19 protein-coding genes are annotated in these 21,952 nt (G+C 72.0%); 2 read left to right on the top strand and 17 right to left on the bottom strand.

All coding sequences use genetic code 11. The annotated features are described in order from the left end of the window. The first annotated feature begins 19 nt into the window (after positions 1-19). On the top strand, positions 20-2,779 hold the full coding sequence (locus tag JAP66_RS14715; protein ID WP_199432279.1) for a patatin-like phospholipase domain-containing protein: 2,760 nt from the start codon (positions 20-22) through the stop codon (positions 2,777-2,779). Positions 2,780-2,817: 38 nt separating this feature from the next. On the opposite strand, the gene JAP66_RS14720 is transcribed toward JAP66_RS14715, so the two are convergent. From JAP66_RS14720 to nhaA, 9 genes are all read right to left on the bottom strand, one after another. Further along, complete coding sequence (locus tag JAP66_RS14720) at positions 2,818-4,293, bottom strand: aldehyde dehydrogenase family protein (RefSeq protein ID WP_199432280.1); 1,476 nt, start codon at positions 4,291-4,293, stop codon at positions 2,818-2,820. Then, the gene (locus JAP66_RS14725) at positions 4,290-5,411 is read right to left on the bottom strand and encodes an NDMA-dependent alcohol dehydrogenase (RefSeq protein WP_199432281.1); all 1,122 of its coding nucleotides are present in this window, start codon (positions 5,409-5,411) and stop codon (positions 4,290-4,292) included. Before JAP66_RS14725 ends, JAP66_RS14720 begins: the two co-directional genes overlap by 4 nt. Before the next feature lie 262 nt (positions 5,412-5,673). Next, on the bottom strand, positions 5,674-6,492 hold the full coding sequence (locus tag JAP66_RS14730) for an IclR family transcriptional regulator (RefSeq protein WP_199432382.1): 819 nt from the start codon (positions 6,490-6,492) through the stop codon (positions 5,674-5,676). 223 nt (positions 6,493-6,715) lie between these two features. Beyond that, the gene (locus JAP66_RS14735) at positions 6,716-7,954 is read right to left on the bottom strand and encodes a styrene monooxygenase/indole monooxygenase family protein (protein WP_199432282.1); all 1,239 of its coding nucleotides are present in this window, start codon (positions 7,952-7,954) and stop codon (positions 6,716-6,718) included. Next, positions 7,947-8,612 carry a GTP-binding protein gene (locus JAP66_RS14740; RefSeq protein ID WP_199432283.1) on the bottom strand — a complete coding sequence of 222 codons (666 nt, stop codon included), beginning with the start codon at positions 8,610-8,612 and terminating at the stop codon, positions 7,947-7,949. The genes JAP66_RS14735 and JAP66_RS14740 overlap by 8 nt, the downstream gene beginning before the upstream one ends. Next, a complete protein-coding gene (locus tag JAP66_RS14745) occupies positions 8,587-8,928 on the bottom strand; it encodes a DUF742 domain-containing protein (protein WP_199432383.1) in 342 nt (113 codons plus the stop codon). The genes JAP66_RS14740 and JAP66_RS14745 overlap by 26 nt, the downstream gene beginning before the upstream one ends. A gap of 59 nt (positions 8,929-8,987) precedes the next feature. Beyond that, positions 8,988-9,440: a roadblock/LC7 domain-containing protein gene (locus JAP66_RS14750; RefSeq protein WP_199432284.1), complete on the bottom strand. Its 453-nt coding sequence runs from the start codon at positions 9,438-9,440 to the stop codon at positions 8,988-8,990. After that, complete coding sequence (locus tag JAP66_RS14755; protein ID WP_199432285.1) at positions 9,437-10,789, bottom strand: sensor histidine kinase; 1,353 nt, start codon at positions 10,787-10,789, stop codon at positions 9,437-9,439. The genes JAP66_RS14750 and JAP66_RS14755 overlap by 4 nt, the downstream gene beginning before the upstream one ends. Positions 10,790-10,981: 192 nt before the next feature. Next, positions 10,982-12,316: a Na+/H+ antiporter NhaA gene (nhaA, locus tag JAP66_RS14760; RefSeq protein WP_199432286.1), complete on the bottom strand. Its 1,335-nt coding sequence runs from the start codon at positions 12,314-12,316 to the stop codon at positions 10,982-10,984. A gap of 187 nt (positions 12,317-12,503) precedes the next feature. Here nhaA and JAP66_RS14765 point away from each other — a divergent pair, with 187 nt between their 5' ends. Beyond that, positions 12,504-13,010, top strand: coding sequence for an ATP-binding protein (locus JAP66_RS14765; protein ID WP_199432287.1), 507 nt, complete (start codon positions 12,504-12,506; stop codon positions 13,008-13,010). A gap of 21 nt (positions 13,011-13,031) precedes the next feature. Here the strand turns inward: JAP66_RS14765 and JAP66_RS14770 are convergent, their stop codons facing one another. The 8 genes from JAP66_RS14770 to iolC are packed head-to-tail and all read right to left on the bottom strand — an operon-like array spanning position 13,032 to position 21,944. After that, positions 13,032-13,892, bottom strand: coding sequence for a sugar phosphate isomerase/epimerase family protein (locus JAP66_RS14770; RefSeq protein WP_199432288.1), 861 nt, complete (start codon positions 13,890-13,892; stop codon positions 13,032-13,034). Position 13,893: 1 nt separating this feature from the next. Continuing rightward, a complete protein-coding gene (locus tag JAP66_RS14775; protein WP_199432289.1) occupies positions 13,894-14,901 on the bottom strand; it encodes a Gfo/Idh/MocA family protein in 1,008 nt (335 codons plus the stop codon). After that, positions 14,898-15,872: a TIM barrel protein gene (locus JAP66_RS14780; protein ID WP_199432290.1), complete on the bottom strand. Its 975-nt coding sequence runs from the start codon at positions 15,870-15,872 to the stop codon at positions 14,898-14,900. Before JAP66_RS14780 ends, JAP66_RS14775 begins: the two co-directional genes overlap by 4 nt. A 9-nt stretch (positions 15,873-15,881) precedes the next feature. Beyond that, complete coding sequence (locus JAP66_RS14785; protein ID WP_199432291.1) at positions 15,882-17,378, bottom strand: CoA-acylating methylmalonate-semialdehyde dehydrogenase; 1,497 nt, start codon at positions 17,376-17,378, stop codon at positions 15,882-15,884. Between the two features lie 7 nt (positions 17,379-17,385). Continuing rightward, a complete protein-coding gene (gene iolD / locus JAP66_RS14790) occupies positions 17,386-19,269 on the bottom strand; it encodes a 3D-(3,5/4)-trihydroxycyclohexane-1,2-dione acylhydrolase (decyclizing) (RefSeq protein WP_199432292.1) in 1,884 nt (627 codons plus the stop codon). Beyond that, positions 19,266-20,126 (bottom strand): 5-deoxy-glucuronate isomerase, encoded by an 861-nt coding sequence (gene iolB, locus JAP66_RS14795; protein ID WP_199432293.1) that lies wholly within the window; start codon positions 20,124-20,126, stop codon positions 19,266-19,268. Before iolB ends, iolD begins: the two co-directional genes overlap by 4 nt. Then, complete coding sequence (locus JAP66_RS14800) at positions 20,123-20,992, bottom strand: Cgl0159 family (beta/alpha)8-fold protein (protein ID WP_199432294.1); 870 nt, start codon at positions 20,990-20,992, stop codon at positions 20,123-20,125. Before JAP66_RS14800 ends, iolB begins: the two co-directional genes overlap by 4 nt. Further along, positions 20,985-21,944: a 5-dehydro-2-deoxygluconokinase gene (gene iolC, locus JAP66_RS14805; protein WP_307849564.1), complete on the bottom strand. Its 960-nt coding sequence runs from the start codon at positions 21,942-21,944 to the stop codon at positions 20,985-20,987. Before iolC ends, JAP66_RS14800 begins: the two co-directional genes overlap by 8 nt. Between the last annotated feature and the right edge of the window lie 8 nt (positions 21,945-21,952).

Genomic DNA, 21,952 nt, shown 5'->3' on the forward strand with positions numbered 1-21,952 from the left:
TGCTGACGACGCTTCTCGAGTGAGCCAGCCACACACCGGGGGAACCGTGCCGTTGCCGATCACCATACCGAGCGGTGCCCCTTCCCGCCCGGTCGCGCTCGCCGTCGCCTTCGCCACCGTCGCACTTCCGGCGGTCGCGGCGGGTGGCGCCGCCGCGGCCGGACCGGCGCTCGGCTGGGACCTGCTGTTCCTTGCCTGCTACGGCGCCGGCCTTTGGCTGGGCACGGTGGCGGCCTCCTGGGTTGCCTGGACCCCGCGGGTGGCGGCCGCGGCCCGCTTCGGCCGCACCGCGACCGTGCTCACCGTGCTCGCCGGGACCTTGCAGAGCCTGCTGCCGGGCCACGCCGCCGCCGCGGCGGCCACCGTGAAGTACTCGGCCGCCCTGTCCGCCACGCTGATCGCCGGCTGCGGCGCCACCATCCTCGCGTGGCGCTGCGCCGCGCACTCGGCGCGCCGCCTGGCGCGGCGGGCCGCGAAGGACCTTGACGCCGTGCCGCCCCGGCCGCTGGAGCCGGACGACCCGCTCGCCCCTTCGCCCGAGCGGTCCACCCCCGACGCCGAGGCCACCCGCTGGCGCAACGCGTACACGGTGCCCGGCGTGGACCCGGCGGAGGTCAACGCCCGCTGGGCGCGCGGCGAGCACACCACGGGCTGCTGCCTCTCCGGCGGCGGCATCCGCGCCGCCGCCGTCGCGATGGGTGCGCTGCAGTCCCTGCGCGGCGAGCTGCTCGGTGCCGACCATCTGGTGTCGGTCTCCGGCGGCGGCTACACCGCGGGCGCGCTGCAACAGGCCCTCACCGGCGCGTCGCCACCCGGCGGCCCGCCGGTGCGTGGCGAGGTGCTGCGCGATCCGGAGTCCGCCTACCGGGAGGGCAGCGCGGAGCTGCACCACATCCGGCGGCATTCGAGCTACCTGGCCGACACGCCGGGACAGCTGCTGGCGGCGCTCGGCCGGGTCGCCCGCGGGCTGGTGCTCTCACTGGCCCTGCTGTTCGGCCCGGCGATCGCGCTCGGGGTGGCAGCGGGCTGGCTGTACCGGCACGTCCCCTTCACCGATCCCGCGCTCGGCCCGCTCGCGTTCCCCGTACCGCGGCCCGCGACGCTGGCGGCACTCGGGGTGGTCGCCGTCGCCGCGTTCCTGCTCGCGCTGTTCGCCGCGGGCGCCGCCGCCGAACGGCCCCGCTCCGCGCGGCTGGCCCGGCAACTGGCGACGCTGGCGGGGCTGACCGCCGTGCTCACCCTCGCCGTCCCCGCGCTCGGCTGGCTCGCCGGGTGGCTGCTCGCCAGGACCGGCCAGGGCGTGGAGATCGCCGGGCCGGTCGGCACCGTGCTGCTGACCTTCGCCGCCACGCTCGCCTCGATCGCGTGGCGGCATCGCGGCGCGCTCGGGCGGCGGCTCTCCGGCCTGACGCGGTCCCGCCGCGACGGTGCGGTGCCCGCGGCACTGCCCAACGGGGTCCTGCAGCGGCTGCTGGTGATCGGCACGCTCGGCGTGCTGGCGGGGGCGTGGCTGCTCGTCTTCGCCGGTTCGGCGACGACGCGCGGAGCGCCCGCGGCGCTGGTGACCGGCGCCCTCGTGCTCGCGGTGCTGGTGGTGCTCGGCGCGCTGTTCGACGTCACCTCGCTGAGCCTGCACCCCTTCTTCCGGCAGCGGCTGGCCGCCGCGTTCGCCGTGCGGGCGGTGCGGCGCGCCGGGGACGGCCAGGTCGTCGCGGTGCCGTACGAGCCCGCCGAGCGCACGACCCTGTCCTCGTACGGCAGGGTGGCCGAGGGGGTCCGGTTTCCCCGGCTGGTGTTCGCCGCGGCGGCGAACCTCACCGGCGAGGGCCGCACGGCGCCGGGGCTCAACGCCGTGTCGTACACGATGAGCGCCGACTGGACCGGTGGCCCCGACGTGGGCTGGGTGCGGACCCGCGACCTGGAGGGCAGCGTGCCGCCGCGGTTCCGGCGGGACCTCACGGTGCAGGGCGCCGTGGCGGTCAGCGGCGCCGCGTTCGCGTCGGCGATGGGCAGGGCCAGCCGGTGGTACCAGGTGCTGTTCGCGGTGTCCGGCGCCCGGCTGGGCGCATGGCTGCCCAACCCCGGTTTCCTCCGGCGTGCCCACGAGGCGGCCGGCCGGGGACACTGGACGCATCCCTGGCTGCCGAGGGCGCGGCGGCTGCCGTACCTGTGGCGCGAGGTGTTCGGCAGCCACCCGCACCGCGACCCGCTCCTGCACGTCACCGACGGCGGGCACTACGACAACCTCGGCCTGGTCGAGCTGTTGCGCCGGCGCTGCACCCGGATCTTCTGCGTCGACGCGACCGGCGACGCCCCACCCTCGGCGACCGCGCTCGCGCAGGCACTGACGCTGGCGCACCAGGAGCTCGGCGTCCGGGTGGAACTCGACGAACCGTGGCTGGCCGAACCGGGCACCGGGCAGCCGTGGGAGGGCGGGCATCCGCTCAACTCCCGGCTGTCGCAGAGCCCGGTGCTCACGGGCACGATCGTCTACCCGCCGGAGAGCGGGCTCGACGCCGAGATCCGCGGCCGGCTGGTGGTCGCGAAGGCGCTGCTGTGGCGGGATCTGCCGTACCCGCTGCTGTCCTACGCCGCGCGGCACCCCGAGTTCCCGCACGACTCCACCGGTGACCAGTGGTTCGGCCACGAGAAGTTCTCCGCCTACACCGAGCTGGGCAGGCACATCGGTGCCGCGGCCCGGGAGGCGGCGGACCCTTTGCACGTCCCGCTCGCCACGCCGGACGACACCGAGGTGGTGCTCACCACCGATCCCTCGTGAGTGCGCACCCGCGTTGGAACTCGTGTGGCCACTCACGACTACGGGCGCTCGGCTCCGCTGATCGTCACGGTTTTCACCTGGGTGTACTCGCGCACGGCGTCGGCACCCATCGTGCGCCCGTAGCCGCTGTTCTTGTACCCGCCGAACGGCGCGCCGATGACGCCGAACGAACCGGAGGTGTTCACCGCGACCTGCCCCGCCTCGATCCTCTTCGCCAGCCGTGCCGCACGGCCGACGTCGGCCGTCCACACCGACGCCGCGAGCCCGTAGTCGGTTCCGTTGGCCACGTCGAGTGCCTGCTCCTCGCCGTCGACCGGGATCACCGACAGCACCGGGCCGAAGATCTCCTCCTGCGCGATCCGCATTCCCGGCTCGACGTCACCGAAGATCGTGGGCTCGACGAAGAACCCGTGCTCGAACTCCGGGCCGGTGAGCTTGCGGCCGCCGGTGAGCAGCGTCGCGCCCTCCTTCCGCCCGATCTCCAGGTACTCCAGGACCCGCGCCTCCTGCCGCGCGTTGATGAGGGGGCCCATGTCGACGTTCTCGTGCCACCGGCCGACGCGCACCTTGGCGAACCCGTCGGTGAGCGCGCGCACGACCTCGTCGTAGCGGCTCCGGTCGACCACGACGCGGGAGCCCGCCGCGCAGACCTGCCCGGTGTTCAGGGTGATGCTGCGGATCATCGCCGGGACCGCGCGTTGCAGGTCGGCGTCACGCAGCACCACCTGAGGTGACTTGCCGCCGAGCTCGAGGTGCAGCGGCGTCAGGTTCCGCGCGCACGCGGCCATCACCTCGGCACCGGTCGGTGGCGACCCGGTGAAGCTCATCCGCCGGACCCTCCGGTGCGCGGGCAGCGCCGCGCCCGCCTCCGCGCCGTAACCCGTCACCACGTTCACCACCCCGGGCGGGATACCGGCCTCCATCGCGAGCCGGGCGAGCAGCAGCGCCGCCAGCGGCGCGTCCTCGGCCGGCTTGACGACGATGGTGTTGCCCGCGCCGATCGCCGGGGCCACGTCGTTGACGAACATCGGCGCGGGGGCGTTCCACGGGACGATGCTCCCGACGACGCCGTAGGGCTCGCGCAGGGTCAGCGCGATGTCGTCGGAGTCGTGAGTCGGCAGCGAGCGCCCGGAGACCTTGTCCACCTGCCCGGCGATGAACATCAGCATCCGGCGCAGCGGCGACGGCCCCCAGTGCGGCCTGCCGACCTCCATGGACTCAAGCACGTCGAGTTCGTGTTCGTAACGCCCGGCCAGCTCCGCCCAGCGGTACAGCAGTTCGGCGCGGACCGCCGGGCTGGTGTCCCGCCAGCGCGGGAACGCGGCGGCGGCGGCCCGCACGGCGTCGGCGATGTCGTCCGCGCCACCGCGCGGCACCGGCAGCAGCAGTTCCTGCGTGGCAGGGTTGAGCACGTCGATCGTCCCGCCGCCACGGGCGGCGACCCACTCACCACCGACGAGGTGCGTACGCGCGGTCAGCAACGAGGTGATGTCGATCCGCTCCGGCGCGGTCATGCGCCGAAGCCACTGTGGACGATGACGCCACGGATGTTCCGGCCCGCCAGCATGTCGTCGCAGGCCTGGTCCACCTGGTCGAGCGAGTAGCGCGTGGTGACCAGCTCGTCCAGCTTGAGATCGCCGGCCCGGTAGAGGCCGATCAGCCTCGGGATGTCGTAGAGCGGGTTGCAGCTGCCGAACAGCGCACCGCGGATGGTGCGCTCGAAGCCGATCAGCAGCCCGCTGCCGACCTTGACCTGCTGCTCGCCCAGCGCGCCGACGGCGGTGACGGTGATCCGGCCGCGCTTGCCCGTGACGGCCACGGCGCTGTCCACGACGTCCTCGGTGAGCACGCCCTGGGTCAGGATCGCGTGGTCGGCCAGCCGTCCCCACGTGGTCTCGACGACGAACTCGTGAGCGGCGCCGGCGTCGGTGAACGTGTGCGTGGCACCGAAGACCTTGGCCATCTCCAGCTTGAACGGCACCGGATCGACCACCACGACGTTCTTCGCACCCGCGTACCGGGCGCCCTGCACGGCGTTGCTGCCGACACCGCCCGCGCCGTAGATCACCACCGTCTGCCCGGCCCGCACCTCCGCGGCGTACACGGCGGAGCCCCAGCCGGTGGGCACGCCGCAGCCCAGCAGTGCCGCGATCTCGAACGGAAGATCGTCCTCCAGTGGCACGCAGGACCGCTCGGAGACCACCGCGTACTCGGCGAACGTGCCGAGGCTGCAGAAGCCGCCGAGGTCCTCGTCACCGGAGTGGAACCGGAAGGTACCGTCGAGGAACATGCCGGTCGAGGCGTTGATCCCGGACTCGCACAGGTTCTGGTGCCCGGTGGAGCAGGGCCCGCAGGTGCCGCACACGGGGATGTAGGAGCAGACGATCCGGTCGCCCTCCCGCACCCTGGTGACGCCGGGACCGACCGCGTCGACGACGCCGGCGCCCTCGTGGCCGCCCACCATCGGGTAGCGCACGGGCGCGTCGCCGGTGCGCACATGGTCATCGGAGTGGCACAGCCCGGCCGCCGCGAAACGGACCCGCACCTCCCCCGTTCCCGGCTCGTCCAGCTCCAGTTCCGTGATCTCCCAAGGAATCCCGGGGCCACGCGAGATCGCCGCCTTCGTCTTCATTCCCGCCTCCAGTCGGACTCGCCACCGCCGCCAATCCTGTGCCGCGGCGGCACTGCTCACAATGACGATTCCGCCGGACGGAAAAGCCCCAGTACGTCCACTGTAGACAGACACGCGAGTCCCTCGCCGGTGCCCGCGAGTTCCCCGTCGGCGGCGTGGCGGATGTGCCGTTCGCGAAGCGCGAGGCACGGACCAGCGGCCGGATTGCGCAAGCCGCGGACCTGAGTGCGGGACTCGCGGGCCTGAGCGGGGGACTTGCGGGTTAGTGCCGCGCGCCGAGCGCCCGCGAGATGCGCCGCGCGGTGGTGACGACCGCGGGGACGATGGTCTGCTGCTTCCAGCCGCCGGCCGGGGGCCGCTCCGTGCCCCGGGGCGCGAACCCGTTGCTCGGCACCACCACGCCGACGGCCGACACGACCTCGCCGTCGGCCCCGTGGACGGGGCTGGCGATCGCGACCGCACCCGGCGTGATCTGCCCGTCGGTGACCGCGACCCGCGTGCGCTTCACCTCCGCAAGGGCCTGGCGCAACGTGCGGGAGTCGCAGATCGTCTTGCTCGTGAACCGTTGGAGCGGCCCGCTGAGCACCTGCTCCTGCACGTCGTAGCCGGCGTGTGCGAGCAGCACGAGACCGGTACCGGTGGCATGCAGCGGCCAGCGCCCGCCGATGCGGCTCAGGATCTCGACGCCGCCGGGGGCGTGCAACCGCTCGACGTACACGATCTCCAGCCCGGCCCGGACGGCGAGATGCACGTTCTCCTTCGTCGCGGCGTGCAGGTCCATCAGGTACGGCATCGCGATCTCGCGGAGCTCCAGGCCCCTGGTCGAGGACGCCGCCAGTTCGAGCACGCGGATGCCGATCCGGTACTGGCGGTCGTGTCGCTCGAGCGCACCCCATTCGGTCAGCTCACCGACCAGCCGGTGCGTGGTGGTCAGTGACAGGCCGGCCCGCCTGCTGATGTCCGTCAACGACAGTGATGCGCCGCTCGTGGCGGCGAACGCCGAAAGCACGGCGAGCACGCGAGCACAGGCGGTCTGCTTGTCACCGGATTCCCGTGGGCCGGCCCCGGCCGCGACATGCACGTCACGCCGCTTCCCGTTGCTTGCGGACCGTTCCTTCGGCTGAACGTGCACCGATCCCACCGTGCCCTCCTGTGCTCCGCTGCATAGGCGACAAGGGGGCCATCGTGACGCAGATTTGTGACGTCCGTCAACTAAGAGACCTTCCTGTGACCTCTCGTGCGGGCCCGCCGAACGGCAGCAGCCCCCGAACCGGACGGCTCGGGGGCTGCTGCCGGGAACGGGATCAGGAGGCGGCCGACACGCTCGCCAGGTAGTCGGCGGCCTTGCCCGGGTCCATGAACCAGCGCTCGTAGTCGGAAGGATCGCTGAACCCGTTGACGAAGCGCCGGGCGACCACGTCGTTCGACTGCGCCGCGCCGAGGATGTCCATCACGTGCGGCGGTGGCGGCTGCAGCATCGCGTTGGTCCAGTCGGTGACGTGCCGCGCGTACTCCCAGTAGCGCTCGAACGTGTTCTCCATCCACTCCGCGTCGTACGGGCGATCGCCGCGCTCCAGAATGCTGTCCAGATAGGACTGAGCGCATTTGCTGGCGTTGTTGGAGCCCTGGCCGGTGATGGGATCGTTCGCCACCACCACGTCCGCCATGCCCAGCACCGCACCGCCCGAGGGCAGCCGGCCGACCGGATGGCGCACCACCGGCGTGTAGCCGCCGGAGAGCGTGGCCCGCGGATCGGTGAGCTCCACACCGCGGCAGCGCTCGTACTCCCACGGCAGGTACTGCTTCATCAGTCCGAGCATGCGCTCCAGATGCTCGGCGGGGCCGGGCCGATCCGACCAGCAGTCCAGCGGTCCGCCCGGGATCCCCTCGAAGAAGAGGATCTCGCAGTTGCCGGTCAACGTGTAGCCCGGGATCATGAACAGCTCGCCCACCCCGGGAATGATGTTGAACCGCACCGCGGCGAACTCCGGGTGCTCGGGTCGGCGGCCCGCGCCGTGGACATACACCACCGACAACGTCCGCTGCGGAGTCGTGTACGGGGACCGGTCGGGATTGCGATCGAACAGCTCGACCAGCTCGCCCTTGCCCGCCGAGACGATCACGAGGTCGTACATCATCGCCAGCGCGTCGAGGTCGGCGGTGGTGACGCCGTGGATGATGAGCTTGCCGCCGCGCTGCTCGAACAACTCCAGCCAGCCGGCCATCTTCACCCGCTGGTCGACCGACTGCGCGTAGTTGTCGAGCCGGCCGACCCAGTCCATCGCGCGGCTGGAGTCGGGCGCCGCGATCGACACGCCGAGGCCCTCGACCGGTTGCGCCTGCTCCTCCCACAGGTTCAGCCCGTGGTCCCGCTCGTGCTGCAGCGCGTCGTGGAACATGCACTGGGTGGACATCACCCGCCCGTTGCGGATCTCGTCGGGCGTGCGGGCCGACATCAGCGTGACGTCGTAGTCGTGCTCCCTCAGGGTCAGCGCGAGCTGCAGGCCCGACTGGCCCGCGCCGATGATCAGAATCTTACGCATGAGCCCGCATCCTCCCCGGTTCCGAGAGCTCGGCGAGCGAGAGGGTGTAGGAGACCAGTTCGCGCAGCGCCTCCGCCGTGGACGCCGGATTGCGGGCGTCACAGGTGATCAGCGGGATCTCGGGGTTCAGCGCGAGGGCGTCGCGCACCTCGTCGAGATCGTGCTTGAGCTCGCCGTCGAAGAGGTTGACGGCGACGATGAACGGCAGGTCGGAGTCGTTCTCGAAGTAGTTGATCGCCGCGAACGACTGGTCGATGCGGTTCGTGTCGACCAGCACGATCGCGCCGAGCGCACCGCGGGCGAGGTCGTCCCACAGGAACCAGAAGCGCGCCTGTCCCGGTGTCCCGAACAGGTACAACAGCAGATCGGGGTGCAGCGTGATCCGGCCGAAGTCCATCGCGACGGTGGTGGTCGACTTGCTGCCGTTGGGCGGCAGGTCGTCCACCCCCTCACCGGCCTCCGTCATCCACGCCTCGGTGTTGAGCGGTGCGACCTCGGAGACGGACGCGACGAAGGTGGTCTTCCCGACACCGAAGCCGCCCGCGATGACGATCTTCGCGGAGACCGTGAGCAGCCCCGCGTCCGTTTCCCCCACCTGCTCGGCGCCTTGCCCGGTGGCCGCGACCGCCTCGTCAGACCGGTAGCCGCTTGAGTCCATCGAGGATCCTCTCGAGTACGTTCCGATCGTGCTGATAGGCGTGGGCTGTCGGGTGGATGTAGACCGCACCCTGCGCCGCCAGGTCGCTGACCAGGACGCGCACCACACCGAGCGGCATCTCCAGCAGCACCGAGAGCTCGGCGATCGACACCCGGGTGCGGGCGCGCTCGTACAGCTTCCGGGACTCGGGCATCAGCGAGTCGCTCAGGCTCGGATCGTAGTGCGGCACCGAGATCAGCGACTCCACCAGAAGGTCGTAGCGCGTCCTGGTCCGGCCGCCGGTGAGCGTGTACGGGCGGATCCGCTTGCTGCGCATCCGCTGCTGCCGACCGGGTCCGCTGTCATTGGACACAGTGATCACATCCTCGGCCCGGTTCAGACCTGCGAACGGCGTGCGGTGAGCACCCGTCGCAGGTCGGCGCGTATCTCGGGAGTCAGCGCGTGGCCTGCGTTGGTCACGAACTGCGTCATCTCGTAGGCCACGACCTTCATGTCGCAGTCGGGGCCGGTCAGTACGGCGAGACCGGCGCCGGAGCCGATGCCCATGAACAGGAAGTAGCCACGGCTCAGCCGGATGATGATCTGCTCGCAGGTGCCCTTGTCGAACAGCGAGGCGCTGTTGTGCGCCAGGCTGAGCAGGCCGCTGGAGATGGCGGCCAGCTGCTCCGCGTCATCGGTGCTGACCGCATCCGACGCCGTCAACGGGAACCCGTCGGACGACATGATCAGCGCGTGGCTGACGCCGTGGACCTTGCGGACGAAATCGTTGAGCAGCCAGGTGAAGTCGGGCTTGCGGGGGCTGTAGCTGTCGGAACTGTTCGCCGTCACTGCTCTTCCTCGGATGCTGCGTCCACGTCACCGCGCGTGCTGTCCTGTCGCCGCTCCAGTGCGGCCTGCTCGCCGTCGGCGAAGGCGCCCAGGTCCGCGAGCAGTTGCTCGTGGCCCCCGCTCTCGGCCCGGTTCTCGCCACCGTCACCGCCGTTGCCACCGTCACCGCTCGCCGGTCCGCCGTCCTGCCGCGGTGTCTCGTCTCCCGACGGCTTCCGCAGGCTGCGCGACACCCGGCGTGGCAGGCCGCTGGCCGTCGTACCGCCGGTGGCCGGTACCGGAGCCGGGCGGTGGCGCGGGGCCGGCTCGCCGTTGCCGGAAGGCACCCGCCGGGGCAGGCCGCTCGCCGTCGTGGCGGGTTCGGTGGCCGGGTCCGGCGTGAACATGTCCGCCGTGCCCTCAGCGGACACAGCGGGCGCGGTGGGCTCGGTGGGCTCGGCGGGCACAGACGGCTCGGCCGCACGGCCGTTCGCCGCGAACACCACCGTTCGCGAACCGGACCAGCTCGCCTCGGGCAGCTCACAGACGAGTGAGGTCGGCAGCAGCACGGTGGCGGTGGTGCCGTGCGGTACGCGCCGGTCCAGCGCCGCCCGCATGTCGTGCCGCCCGGCGAGCCTGCGCACGACGGCGAGGCCCATGTGCCGCACGGCGTCGTCGTCGAGCACCGGGTCGCCGGAGAGCCGCTCGTTGAGCTCGCGCAGCCGCTCCGGCGGCAGGCCGATGCCCTCGTCCTCGATCCGGACGAGCACGCTGCCCTGTTCGGTCAGGTGGGCGCTGACGCGCACCGAGGAGTTGGGCGGCGACTGGTTGGCGGCGTTGTCGAGCAGCTCGGCCAGCAGCCGGCTCAGGTCCTCGGCGGCGAAGCCGACGACACCCAGCGACACGACGCGCCCGATGGAGATGCGTGAGTAGTGGTCGATCGAGGACATGGCGGCGCGGACCACGTCGACCAGCGACACGGTGTCGGACGCCGTGTCGCCGGCGTCCCGTCCGGCGAGCACCCGCAGGTTCTCCGCGTTGCGGCGGAGCCTGGTCGCGAGGTGGTCGAGCCGGTAGAGCTCGGCCAGCCGGTCCTCGTCCTCCTCCTTCGCCTCCATCTCCTCGAGGCGCGACAGCAGCGAGTCGACGAGGTTGAGGTCGCGCAGCGCGACACTCGCGCAGATGTCGACCAGCACCTGTTCCCTGGCGCTGGGCGGTGGTTCGGGCGGCGCGGCCTCGATGGCCGGCCTCGCCGCCTGCGGTTCGGGATGCCGTGGCGCCGCGAGGAACTGCGCGGCCGCCTCGCGGGAACGGTCCAGCACCACCCGGGAGCGGTCCAGCAGCTCTCGCGCTCTCGCCCGCCTCGCCATGTGTTCACTACCTTCTCGTCGCGTACGGGCCTCGTGAATCGGCCACCCCCTCACCGACGGACGCTATGCAAGCAGAGACCACGAGTCTTGTCCACAACCGGTCCCCGTCACGTCGCTCGCAGTGATCTACGCGATCGGACGTTCCGGACAGCGGCCGCCCGGCGGCACCGCGGCTGCGGCGCCGGTACGAGGTCATTCGCCCGTCCGGCCGCCTGCCGGGTCGGTCGGGTCCGTGTCGGTCGACTCGGTCGTGTCCTGGTGCACATCCGGGACTCCGTCGGCGTCCGCGTCGAGATTCTCGGCCTCGCAGGCCCGCCGGTGCACGCCGTCGCGGACGCGCAGGATCACCGTGGCGATCAGGGCCGCGGTCAGCGAGCCGGCCAGCACCCCGGCCTTGACGTGCTCGGCATGGTCGCTGCCAGCGCCGAAGGCCAGCTCGCCGACCAGCAGTGACACGGTGAACCCGATCCCGCCGAGCACCGCGACACCCGCGACGTCGATCCAGGACAGCGGTGGCGGCGGCCGGAGCCCGGTGATCCTGGCGACGACGTAGGTCGCCCCGAGGATCCCGGCCGTCTTGCCGAGCACGAGCCCGGCGATGACGCCGAGTGCGACGCTGTCCCCGAGCGAGTTGCCGAGCCCTTCGAGGCCGCCGAAGTCGACCCCCGCGGCGAAGAAGGCGAACACCGGTACCGCGAAGCCCGCCGACAGCGGCCGGAAGCGGTACTCGAAGTGCTCGGCCAGCCCGGGCCCCTCGCCGTGCCTGCGCAGGACCGGGACCGCGAAGCCGAGCAGGACGCCCGCGACGGTCGCGTGAATGCCCGAGGCGTGCACGAGCGCCCACACCGCCACGGCGAGCGGCAGCAGCAGCCACCACGACCGCACCCTGCGCTGGACGAGATACGTGAACGCGGCGAGCGGAGGCAGCGCGAGCAGCAGCGGCACGAACTCCAGCTCGTCGGTGTAGTAGCCGGCGATGATCACGATGGCGATCAGGTCGTCGACGACGGCGAGGGTCAGCAGGAACGTCCGCAGCGCCGACGGCAGGTTCCGGCCCACCACGGCGAGCACAGCGAGGGCGAACGCGATGTCGGTGGCGGTCGGCACCGCCCAGCCTTCGAGCGCGTCGCCGCCTGCACCGGAGTTGATCGCGACGAAGATCACCGCGGGCAGCACCACACCCGCGAACGCGGCCGTGACCGGAACGCTCGCCCGCCGCGGGTCCCGCAGGTCCCCGGCCGCGAACTCCCGCTTCAGCTCCAGCCCGGCCACGAAGAAGAACACGGCGAGCAGGCCGTCGGCGGCCCACTCCGCGAGGGTGAGGTCGAGGTGCAGGGCCGCCGGGCCGAAGGTGCGCTCGCCGAGCGCGGTATAGCCCTCCGCCCACGGCGAGTTGGCCAGCGCGAGGCCGAGCGCCGCGCCGGCCAGCAGCAGCGCACCGCCGATGGTCTCCTTGCGCAGCACCTCACCGAGGCGCCGCCGCTCCGGCCACGAGCGCAGGCCGATCAGCGCGAGTCGGTTGCTCACGTTCCCCCTCGGACGTGCGGTCGCCGGTACGCGAAGACCACGAAGACCGTAGCCGCCACCACCACGATCCGCAGAAGTATCGTCGATCCCGAACCCTGATCGACAGGCCGGCGAGCGAGTTGGCAAGATACGGGCCTTCGGGCGCAGCTTGCAGCTCGCGCGGGACGCGACCTTGGAAGGATCATCCGTGAATTCCCAGACCGCTCAGGTCGACGACATCCGGCTCGTCGCACTGCCCAGCGCCGTGAACTGCACCGACATCTTCATCCGGTTCTCGCTCACCGAGTGGTCGCTCCCCGGGCTCATGGACGACGCCTCCGCGGCCGCGCGGCGGCTGGTGAAGGCCATCGTCGACCGCACCGACTCCAGGGCGCCGGGCTTCGTCACCGTGCGTGCCCGGGTCACGAGCGACTGCCTCGTGATCGAGGTGGAGGACGACGAGCCCGCCGCGCCGAACGCGGCACCGCCCGCGCTGGACGGCCTGCGGACCGGTGTCGTCCCGCTCAACGCCAGGGGGAAGCTGGTGTGGTGCGAACTGCCGCTGCCTGCGGGGGTGTCGGGGACCGAGGTGCGGCTACCCCGGCGCGACGCACGGCGGTCCCTCGTGGCCGAGCAGGCCGACGGCGACCGGTCCCAGATCGATCCCGAGCTCGTCGAGCGTGTGCTGGTGGGGCTCAACCGCCGCGAGTGGTGAGCCGCGGGCACGGCCCGTGCCTCACGCGGCGAGCTCCCTGCTGACGCGGTCGAGCATCGACCTGCTCGACTCGACGGCGCGCTCCTCCCAGGCGAACACGCAGACGGTGGCGACGCCGTCGAAGTCCAGCTCCCGCAGGGTGCCGAAGAAGGAGTCCCAGTCGACCTCGCCCTGGCCGACGTCCAGATGCTGGTGCACCCTCGCCTGGGTTCCCGGCGGGTTGAGGATGTAGCGCAGCCCGGACGATCCCTTGTGGTTGAAGGAGTCGGCGATGTGCACGTGCCGCAGCCGGTCACCGGCGTAGCGCAGCATGCCGGCGACGTCACCGGTGCCGTCGGAGAGGTGGAACGTGTGCGGGGCGCAGTACAGGTAGTTCACCCAGTCCTTGTTGATCGCCCGCACCAGGTCCACCGCCGGATCGTTGAGCTCGCAGAAGTCGTCCGGATGGGCCTCCAGGTTGAGCGCGATGCCCTCGCGCTCGAACACCGGCAGCAGCTCCTCGAGCGAGCGCCAGAACGCCGCCTCGCTCTCCGCGGCGCGTTCCGGGCGGCCGTTGAACTCGGAGTTCATCAGCGGGCACTCCAGCTCGGCGGTCACCTCGATCATGCGCCGCCAGTAGCGCACGGCGGCCAGCCGCTCGGCCTCGTCGGGGCTCGACCACCGGTACAGCGGCAGCGTGCTGGACAGCTGGACACCGGTCTCGCGTAGCACCTTCCGCAGCCGGGCGACCTGCTCGTCGTCGGCCCTCGGGTGCAGGAAGAAGGGCATGAACTCGGCTCGCGGGGACAGCTCGATGTACTCGTAGCCGATCTCCGCCACGGTGCGCGCCATCTCCTCCATCGGCAGCGCGCGCAGCATGTAGGGGTCGAGTGCGATCTTCATGTCAGCTCCCGTAGAAGGTCGGCCGGTCCTTCATGCGGACCTCGGCGGGACGGCCGGTGTGCAGGGCCTCGACCGTCGTGTCGCAGATGACCGCCGCGGCGTAGCCGTCCCAGGCGCTCGGCCCGGCGGGCTTGCCCTCACGCACCGAGGCGGCCCATTCGACGAACTCCAGGTCGAACGCCGCCCCGAAACGCCGCTGCCAGTCCTGTAGCACGCCGGTGCGCAGGTTCCCGGCCTGGCGCAGCCACACGTCCGCGGGATCGGGCAGGCGGACCGCCCCGGTCTCCCCCACCGTCTCGCACTGGATGTCGTAGCCGTACTGGCAGTTCACGAACACCTCCAGGTCGATCCGCACCCCGCCCGCGGTCTCGAACAACATGAGCTGCGGGTCCCGCAGGTGCGGGAACCGCCTCGACGTGGAGCGCGGCGTGAGCACCTGGACCGTGACGATCTCGTCCGCGAGCAGCCAGCGGATGGTGTCGATCTCGTGCACGGCCGTGTCGTGCGTGGCCATCTCGGAGTGGTACGACTCCGGCACCGTCGGATTGCGGTGCGCGCAGTGCATCAGCAGCGGCGCACCGATCTCCCCAGCGTCGAGCACCCGCTTCAGCGCGCGGTACCCGGCGTCGTAGCGCCGCATGAAACCGACCTGCACCAGCCGCCGCCCGCCGGCCTGCTCCGCCTGCACGATCCGCAGGCAGTCCTCGGCCGCCGTGGCCAGCGGCTTCTCGCAGAACACGTACTTGCCCGCCTCGACGGCCGCCAGCACGTACTCGGCGTGCGTGGGGCCCCACGACGTGACCACGACCGCGTCCACCCGCGGATCGGCGATCACGTCCTGCCCGGACGGCAGCGCACTCGCGCCGACCACGGAGGCGGCTTCCTCCGCCCGCACCGGGTCGACGTCGGACACGACCACCACCTCGGCGTCCGGCACCACCTCGGTGATGCGCCGGATGTGCTCCCGCCCGATCATCCCGGTGCCGATCACTCCGATTCGGACGGTCATGAACGGCCCCTCTCCCCGGGCCGCCGGGTGCCGGAGAGGCCGCGCCCGTTCAGGTACTCGCGGGTGCGGAGCGCGATCGGCAGCGGAACGTCCGGGGCGCACGGGTAGAGGTCCTGCTCGACGACGACGAACAGCTCGGCGTCCAGCGTGGCCAGCTCGTCGATGATCGTCGCGGGATCCGGCACGCCCGCTGGCGGCTCGACGCAGACCCCCCGCTGCACGGCCTCACCGAAGGACAGGTCCTCGGCGGCCACCTGGTCGAGCACGGCGGGGTCCATCTGCTTGATGTGCACGTAGCCGATCCGTTCCGCGTAGCGGCGGATCAGGTCCACGTTGTCCCCGCGGCCGTAGGCGACGTGGCCGGTGTCCAGGCACAGGTTGGCGTAGCGGGAGTCGGAGTTGTCGAGGTAGCGCTCGATCTCGGTCTGGCTCTGGATATGACTGTCGGCGTGCGGGTGCAGGCACAGCCGCACGCCGTACTCCTCCAGCAGGATCCTGCCCAGCTCGCCGGCCCGGCCGCCGAAGGCGTTCCACTGCTCGGCCGTGAACTCGGGAGAGTCGGTGAACTCGCCGGTCTTCTCGTCGCGGTACATCGGCGGGATGTAGACCAGGTGGCGGGCGCCGGTCGCGGCGGTGAGCTCGGCGACCTTGCGCGTGGTGGCCAGCATCTCGTCCCACTCGTCCGGGCGGTGCAGCGCGCCGAAGGTGGTGCCGCCGGACACCCGTAGGCCACGGGTGCCGAGCTCGTCGGAAAGGCGCTGCGGATCGGTCGGCAGGTAGCCGAACGGCCCCAGTTCCAGCCATTCGTAGCCGGCCTCGACGAGCTCGTCGAGAAACCGGGTGTACGGCGGCTGGTGCTCGTCGTGGGGGAACCAGACCCCCCAGGAGTCGGGGGCGCTGCCGAGGCAGAGGTTGCCGATGACGGTGCGCGGCGATTGCGCGGGCGAGGACGGCGAGGACGGCACTGTCATGAGGAGCTCCTAGCTGGACGTCGGGAAGTTGAAGGCGGCCTCGACCGAGCGGCCGCCCCGCGGCCAGCGCGACGTGACGACCTTGGCACGGGTGTGGAAGCGCACACCTTCGGGACCGTGGATGGGTGAGTCGCCGATGAGCGAGTCCTTCCAGCCGCCGAAGGAGTAGTAGGACATCGGGACCGGGACGGGCACGTTGACGCCGACCATGCCCACGGTGACCTCGCGCTGGAAGCGGCGGGCCGCCTCGCCGCCCGCGGTGAACAGCGCGGTGCCGTTGCCGTAGGGGTTGGCGTTGATCAGGCCGATGGCCTCGTCGAGGTCGGCCGCGCGCACGATCGCCAGCACGGGGCCGAAGACCTCGTCGCGGTAGACATCCATCTCCGCGGTGACGTGGTCGAGCAGCGAGGGGCCGACGAAGAAGCCGCCCTCGTGACCGGGAACGGTGAGCCCGCGGCCGTCGGCGACCACGGTGGCGCCCTGCTCGGCGGCTCTGCCAACGGCCTGGGCGACGCGTTCGCACGCGGCCCGGGTGATCACCGGGCCCATGTCGCTGCCGGGCCGGTCACCGGGGCCCACGGTGATCTCGGCCGTCTTCCGCCCCAGCGTCTCCACGAGTGCGTCCGCCGCCTCGCCGACGGCCACCGCGACGGAGACGGCCATGCAGCGCTGCCCGGCGGAGCCGAACGCGGCGGCGGTGAGGTGACTCGCGGCGAAGTCCAGGTCGGCGTCGGGCAGCACGACGGCGTGGTTCTTCGCCCCGCCGAGGGCCTGCACCCGCTTGCCGGTGGCGGTGGCCTGTTCGTGCACGTACCTGGCGACCGGGGTGGAGCCGACGAACGACACGGCCGCGATACCGGGGTGCCGCAGGATCGCGTCCACGGCCGTCTTGTCGCCGTGGACGACGTTGAAGACGCCGTCCGGAAGCCCGGCCTCGGCGTAGAGCTCGGCGACGAGGCCGGAGACGGACGGGTCGCGCTCGCTGGGCTTGAGCAGGAACGTGTTGCCGGTGGCGATCGCGATCGGATGCATCCACAGCGGCACCATGATCGGGAAGTTGAACGGGGTGATGCCCGCGCAGACTCCGAGTGGCTGCCGGAAGGAGTGCAGGTCGACGTCGCGCGAGACCTGGCCGGAGAAGCCGCCCTTGAGCACCTCGGCGATGCCGCACGCGTACTCGACGACCTCGCGGCCCCGCACGATCTCACCACGCGCGTCGTCGACCATCTTGCCGTGCTCGGCCGAGATGAGCCGGGCCAGCTCGTCCTCGTGCCGCACCAGCAGCTCGCGGAAGGCGAACATGACGCGCATCCGCTGGGACAGCGACGAGTTCCCCCACGACTCGAACGCCTTGCCCGCCGCGGCGGCGGCGGTGTCCACATCGGATGGTTCGGCCAGCAGGACGGAGGCCTGCCTTCGGCCGGTGGCCGGGTCGTGGACGGGCGCGGTGCGGACCGAGCCCGCCGGAGTGCGGGCGCCGTCGATCCAGTGCTCGATGGTGTTCACGTGGTCCTCACAGGTAGTGCCGCTGGGCGGCCTTGGCGGCGGTGTACTTCTCGCGGGCCTCGCGTGTCGAGTCCAGTTCGGACACCTCGCTGACCGGCACGTCCCACCAGCCGGACCCGGGCGGGCCGGGCGCGAACAGGTCGACCTCGACGTGCACCACGGTGGTGCGCTCGTTCGCCCTGGCCCTGGTGATCGCGTCGCGGAACCCGGTGACGCCGTCGGCCCTGATGACGTCGGCGCCGAGGCTCGCGGCGTTGGCGGCGAGGTCGACGGGAAGCACGCCGCCGTCGAGCAGGCCGGTCTCCGCGCTGCGGTAGCGATAGGCGGTGCCGAAGCGCTGGGAGCCAAGCGATTCCGAGAGCGCGCCGATGGAGGCGAACCCGTGGTTCTGCACCAGCACGATGATCACCTTCAGGCCCTCGGCGACCATCGTGACGATCTCCTGCGACATCATCAGGTACGAGCCGTCGCCGACGAGCACGAAGACCTCGCGGGACGGGTCGGCCATCCTGGTGCCGACCCCGGCGGCGACCTCGTAGCCCATGCAGGAGTAGGCGTACTCGACGTGGTAAGCCTTCGGGTCCCGCGCCCGCCACAGCATCTGCAGGTCGCCCGGCATCGATCCGGCGGCGTTGATCACCACGTCCCGGTCGTCCACGATCTCGTTCAGCGCGCCGAGGATCTCGGTCTGCGCGGGCAGCGGGCCCGGCCCGGGCGCGCGGCACTCGTCGGCCGCGCGCCGCCAGTCCGCGGCCAGCGTGCGGGCACGCGCCCGGTAGGCGTCGCCGACCTGCCAGCCCTCCAGCGCGCCGTGCAGCGCCTCGATACCGAGCCGGGCGTCGGCGAGCAGCATCTCCGCGGAGTGTTTGGCCGCGTCCAGCCTGGCGACGTTGAGGTTGACGAACGTGACGCCGGGCTCGGCGAACACGGTGTGGCTGGCGGTGGTGAAGTCGCTGTAGCGGGTGCCGATGCCGAGGACCACGTCCGCCCCGGCCGCGAGGGTGTTGGCGGCCGTGGTCCCGGTGGAGCCGAGGCCGCCGACGGCGCACGGGTGGTCCCAGGGCAGCGCACCCTTTCCGGCGTGCGTGTCGGCGACCGGGATGCCGGTGGCCTCGGCGAAGGCACGCAGCTGCCCGGTGGCGCCGGAGTAGACGACGCCGCCGCCCGCGACGATCAACGGGGACCTGGCGCCACGCAGGATCCGCGCCGCGCGGGCGAGCGCCGGCGGTTCCGGCACCGGCCTGCCCACGCGCCACACCCGGTGCCGGAAGAAGTCCTCGGGCCAGTCGTACGCCTCGGCCTGAACGTCCTGCGGCAGGCACAGGGTGACGGCGCCGGTCTCCACGGGGTCGGTCAGCACCCGCATCGCCGCCAGCGCGGCGGGGATCAGCTGTTCCGGGCGGGTGATCCGGTCGAAGAACTTCGACACCGGCCGCAGCGTGTCGTTGACGGTCACGTCGCCGCCGCGCGTGTCCTCCAGCTGTTGCAGCACCGGATCCGGGTAGCGCGTGGCGAACATGTCACTGGGCAGCAGCAGCACCGGCAACCGGTTCGCCGTCGCCAGTGCCGCACCGGTGACCATGTTCGTCGAACCCGGCCCGGTCGAGGCGGTGCAGGCGAAGGTCTGCAACCGGTCGCGCATCTTCGCGAACGCAGCCGCCGCGTGCACCATGCCCTGCTCGTTGCGCGCGAGGTAGTAGGGCAGCTCACCGTGTTCGGGCGTGCCAGTGCGGGCGGCCTGCAGCAGCGCCTGTCCCAGCCCGGCCACGTTGCCGTGCCCGAAGATGCCCCACACGCCGGGGATCAGCCGCCGCTCGGTCCCGTCGCGCTCGCTGTACTGCGCGATCAGGAACCGCACCAGGGCCTGCGCCGTCGTCAGCCGGACGGTCACGACGACCTCCCGAACGGCAGCCGCGGGTCGACCTGCTGCGACTCCCAGGTCCGGCGGACCCAGCCGTGCGCGGGGTCGTCACAGATCAGCCACGCCCGGTCCTGGCCGGGACCGGCCATCACGTTGAGGTAGTAGAGGTCGTAGCCGGGCACGGCCATCGACGGCCCGTGCCAGCCGTGCGGGATCAGCACCACGTCCCCGGTGCGCACCTCGGCGAGCACGTCGACCGGCCGCTCGTCGGTTCCGTAGACGCGCTGGTATCCCATGCCGGGCCCGCCGGGTCCGGAGGCGACCTCGAAGTAGTAGATCTCCTCCAGTTCGCTCTCCCCCTCGCGAGCCTCGTCGTGCTTGTGCGGCGGGTACGACGACCAGTTGCCGCCCGGCGTCAGCACCTCGCACACGAGCAGCTGATCCGCTTCGAAGGTGTGCGGCAGGCAGTAGTTGTTCACCTGGCGGCTGCACCGATCCGCGCCGCGCAGCTCGGCGGGCACGTTCCCGGCGGGCCCGTAGCGGGCGGGCAGCCTGCGCTCGCAGCGCGCCGAGGGCAGCGCGAACCGGCCGGTGCCCGTGATCGTGGCCTCCGCGTCGCGGGGCAGGTAGGCGAAGTCGGTGACCGCGTCGAACACCCCGGCCCGCCCGGCCAGCTCGAAGCTCTCTCCGTCGACCGTGACCGTGCAGCCACCGGAAAGCGGCAGCACCAGCGTTTCGGCTTCACCGGTGGTGATGGTCTCGGTGCGCCCTCCGAGCTCCACGACGCGCAGTCCCGAATAGCTCCATCCTGCCGACTCCGGCGTGACCACCAGCTCGAAGGGCCCTTCGGCGGTGCTTCCCGCCGGCCGGTACGGCTTCTCGTTCACAGCAACCCCACAGCGGTGTCGACGGCTTCCGCGACGTCGCCGTCCCGCGGATACAGCAGCGAGCGGCCGACGACGAGGCCCTGCACGGTGGGCAGGGAAAGGGCCTTCCGCCAGGCGGCGAAGGCGGCGTCCGGGTCTCTGACCTCCCCGCCGAGCAGAACCGCGGGCAGCGTCGAAGCGGCGAGCACCCGTTCCATGTCGGCCACGACGGGCAGCTTCAGCCAGGTGCGGGCGGAGGAGCGGCCGAGCCCGGAGACGATCGTGACCGACCTGATCACGGCCTCGGGCGACAGGTCGTTACGGAGCCTGCCTTCGGCCCACCGGGAGAGGAACGGCTCGACCATCGCGATCAGCCCGGCCTCGGCGAGCTCGTTCACCGCGCGCGCGGTGTTCTCCAGTACCGACGGCGTCGCCGGGTCCTCAAGGCAGATCCGGGTGAGCATCTTGCCGCCGTCGAAGCGCATCCGCGCGATCGACGCGGCGTCGTGGCAGGCGAAACGATCGTCGACCTCGAAGGTGGATCCCGCCAGCCCGGTGCGGTTCATCGAGCCGAACACGGACTTGCCGTCGAGCACGCCGAGCAGCAGCAGGTCGTCGAGGATGTCCGCCGTCGCGAGCACGCCGGTGACGCCGGGACGCTCCAGCGCCAGGCACAGCCGCTCCAGCAGCTCACTGCGATCGGCCATCGCGAGCGGGTCCGCGCCGACGGCGTTGGCGCCCCGCGCCGGGTGGTCGGCAGCGATGATCATCGTCCGGCGGTGGTCGCCGAACGGGGAGGTTGCCCGTTCCCGCCTGGCCGCGGCCTCGGCGATCGCCTCCGGCTCGCGCACCCTGGCCGTCACGATCCGGCTCACCAGCTCAGACACCGGCCACCTCCGCCAGCCTCGCCTCGACCTGTGCCTCGGTCGGCATGGCCTCCGAGCACGCCAGCTCACCCGCGACGTGGGCACCGGCGGCGTTGGCGAAGCGCATGATCCGCTCGGTCGGCCAGCCCGAAAGCAGGCCGTGGCACAGCGCGCCGCCGAACGCGTCCCCGGCGCCGAGCCCGTTGACGACCTCCACCGGCACCGCCGGCACCTCCACCTCGCCGGTGCCGTCGGCCGCCAGCACCCCCTTCGGTCCCTGCTTGACCACGGCCAGCGACGCCCCGGCCCCGCGCAGTGCCGCGGCCGTGGCGGCCGGTGTGCCTGCCGGGCCGACCGCGACCTCGCACTCGTGCAGGTTCCCGACGGCCACGGTGACGTACGGCAGCAGCTCGCGGACCCAGCGTGTGGCCTCGCCCGCCGAGTCCCAGAACATCGGCCGGTAGTCCAGATCGAGCACGGTGATCCCGGCGCGGTCGCGCGCCCGCAGCGCCGCCAGCGTCGCCGAGCGGCTCGGCTCCTGGCACAGTCCCGTCACCGTGACCCAGAAGATGCTCGCGTCGCGGATGGCACCGACGTCGAGCTCGTCCGGGTGGATGTCCAGATCGGGCGCCTTCGGGAAGCGGTAGAAGTACAGCGGGAAGTCGTCCGGCGGGAAGATCTCGCAGAACGTCACCGGCGTCGGCAGGTGCTCGGAGGTGCCGACGAGGCGGTCGTCGACGCCGTACCCGGTGAGGGCCCGGCGGACGAACCGGCCGAACGGGTCGGCGCCGGTCTTGGTCACCACGGCGGCGCGCCTGCCGTACCGGGCCGCCGCGACCGCGACGTCCGTGGGGCTACCGCCGAGGAACCTGCCGAACGTCTCGACGTCCTCCAGCCGCACCCCCACCTGCCGCGGGTAGATGTCCACCCCGACCCGTCCCATCGTGACGACGTCGAACGCGCCAGCAGTCACGGACACAC

The organism is Qaidamihabitans albus (assembly GCF_016464705.1).
Lineage (GTDB): Bacteria > Actinomycetota > Actinomycetes > Mycobacteriales > Pseudonocardiaceae > Qaidamihabitans > Qaidamihabitans albus.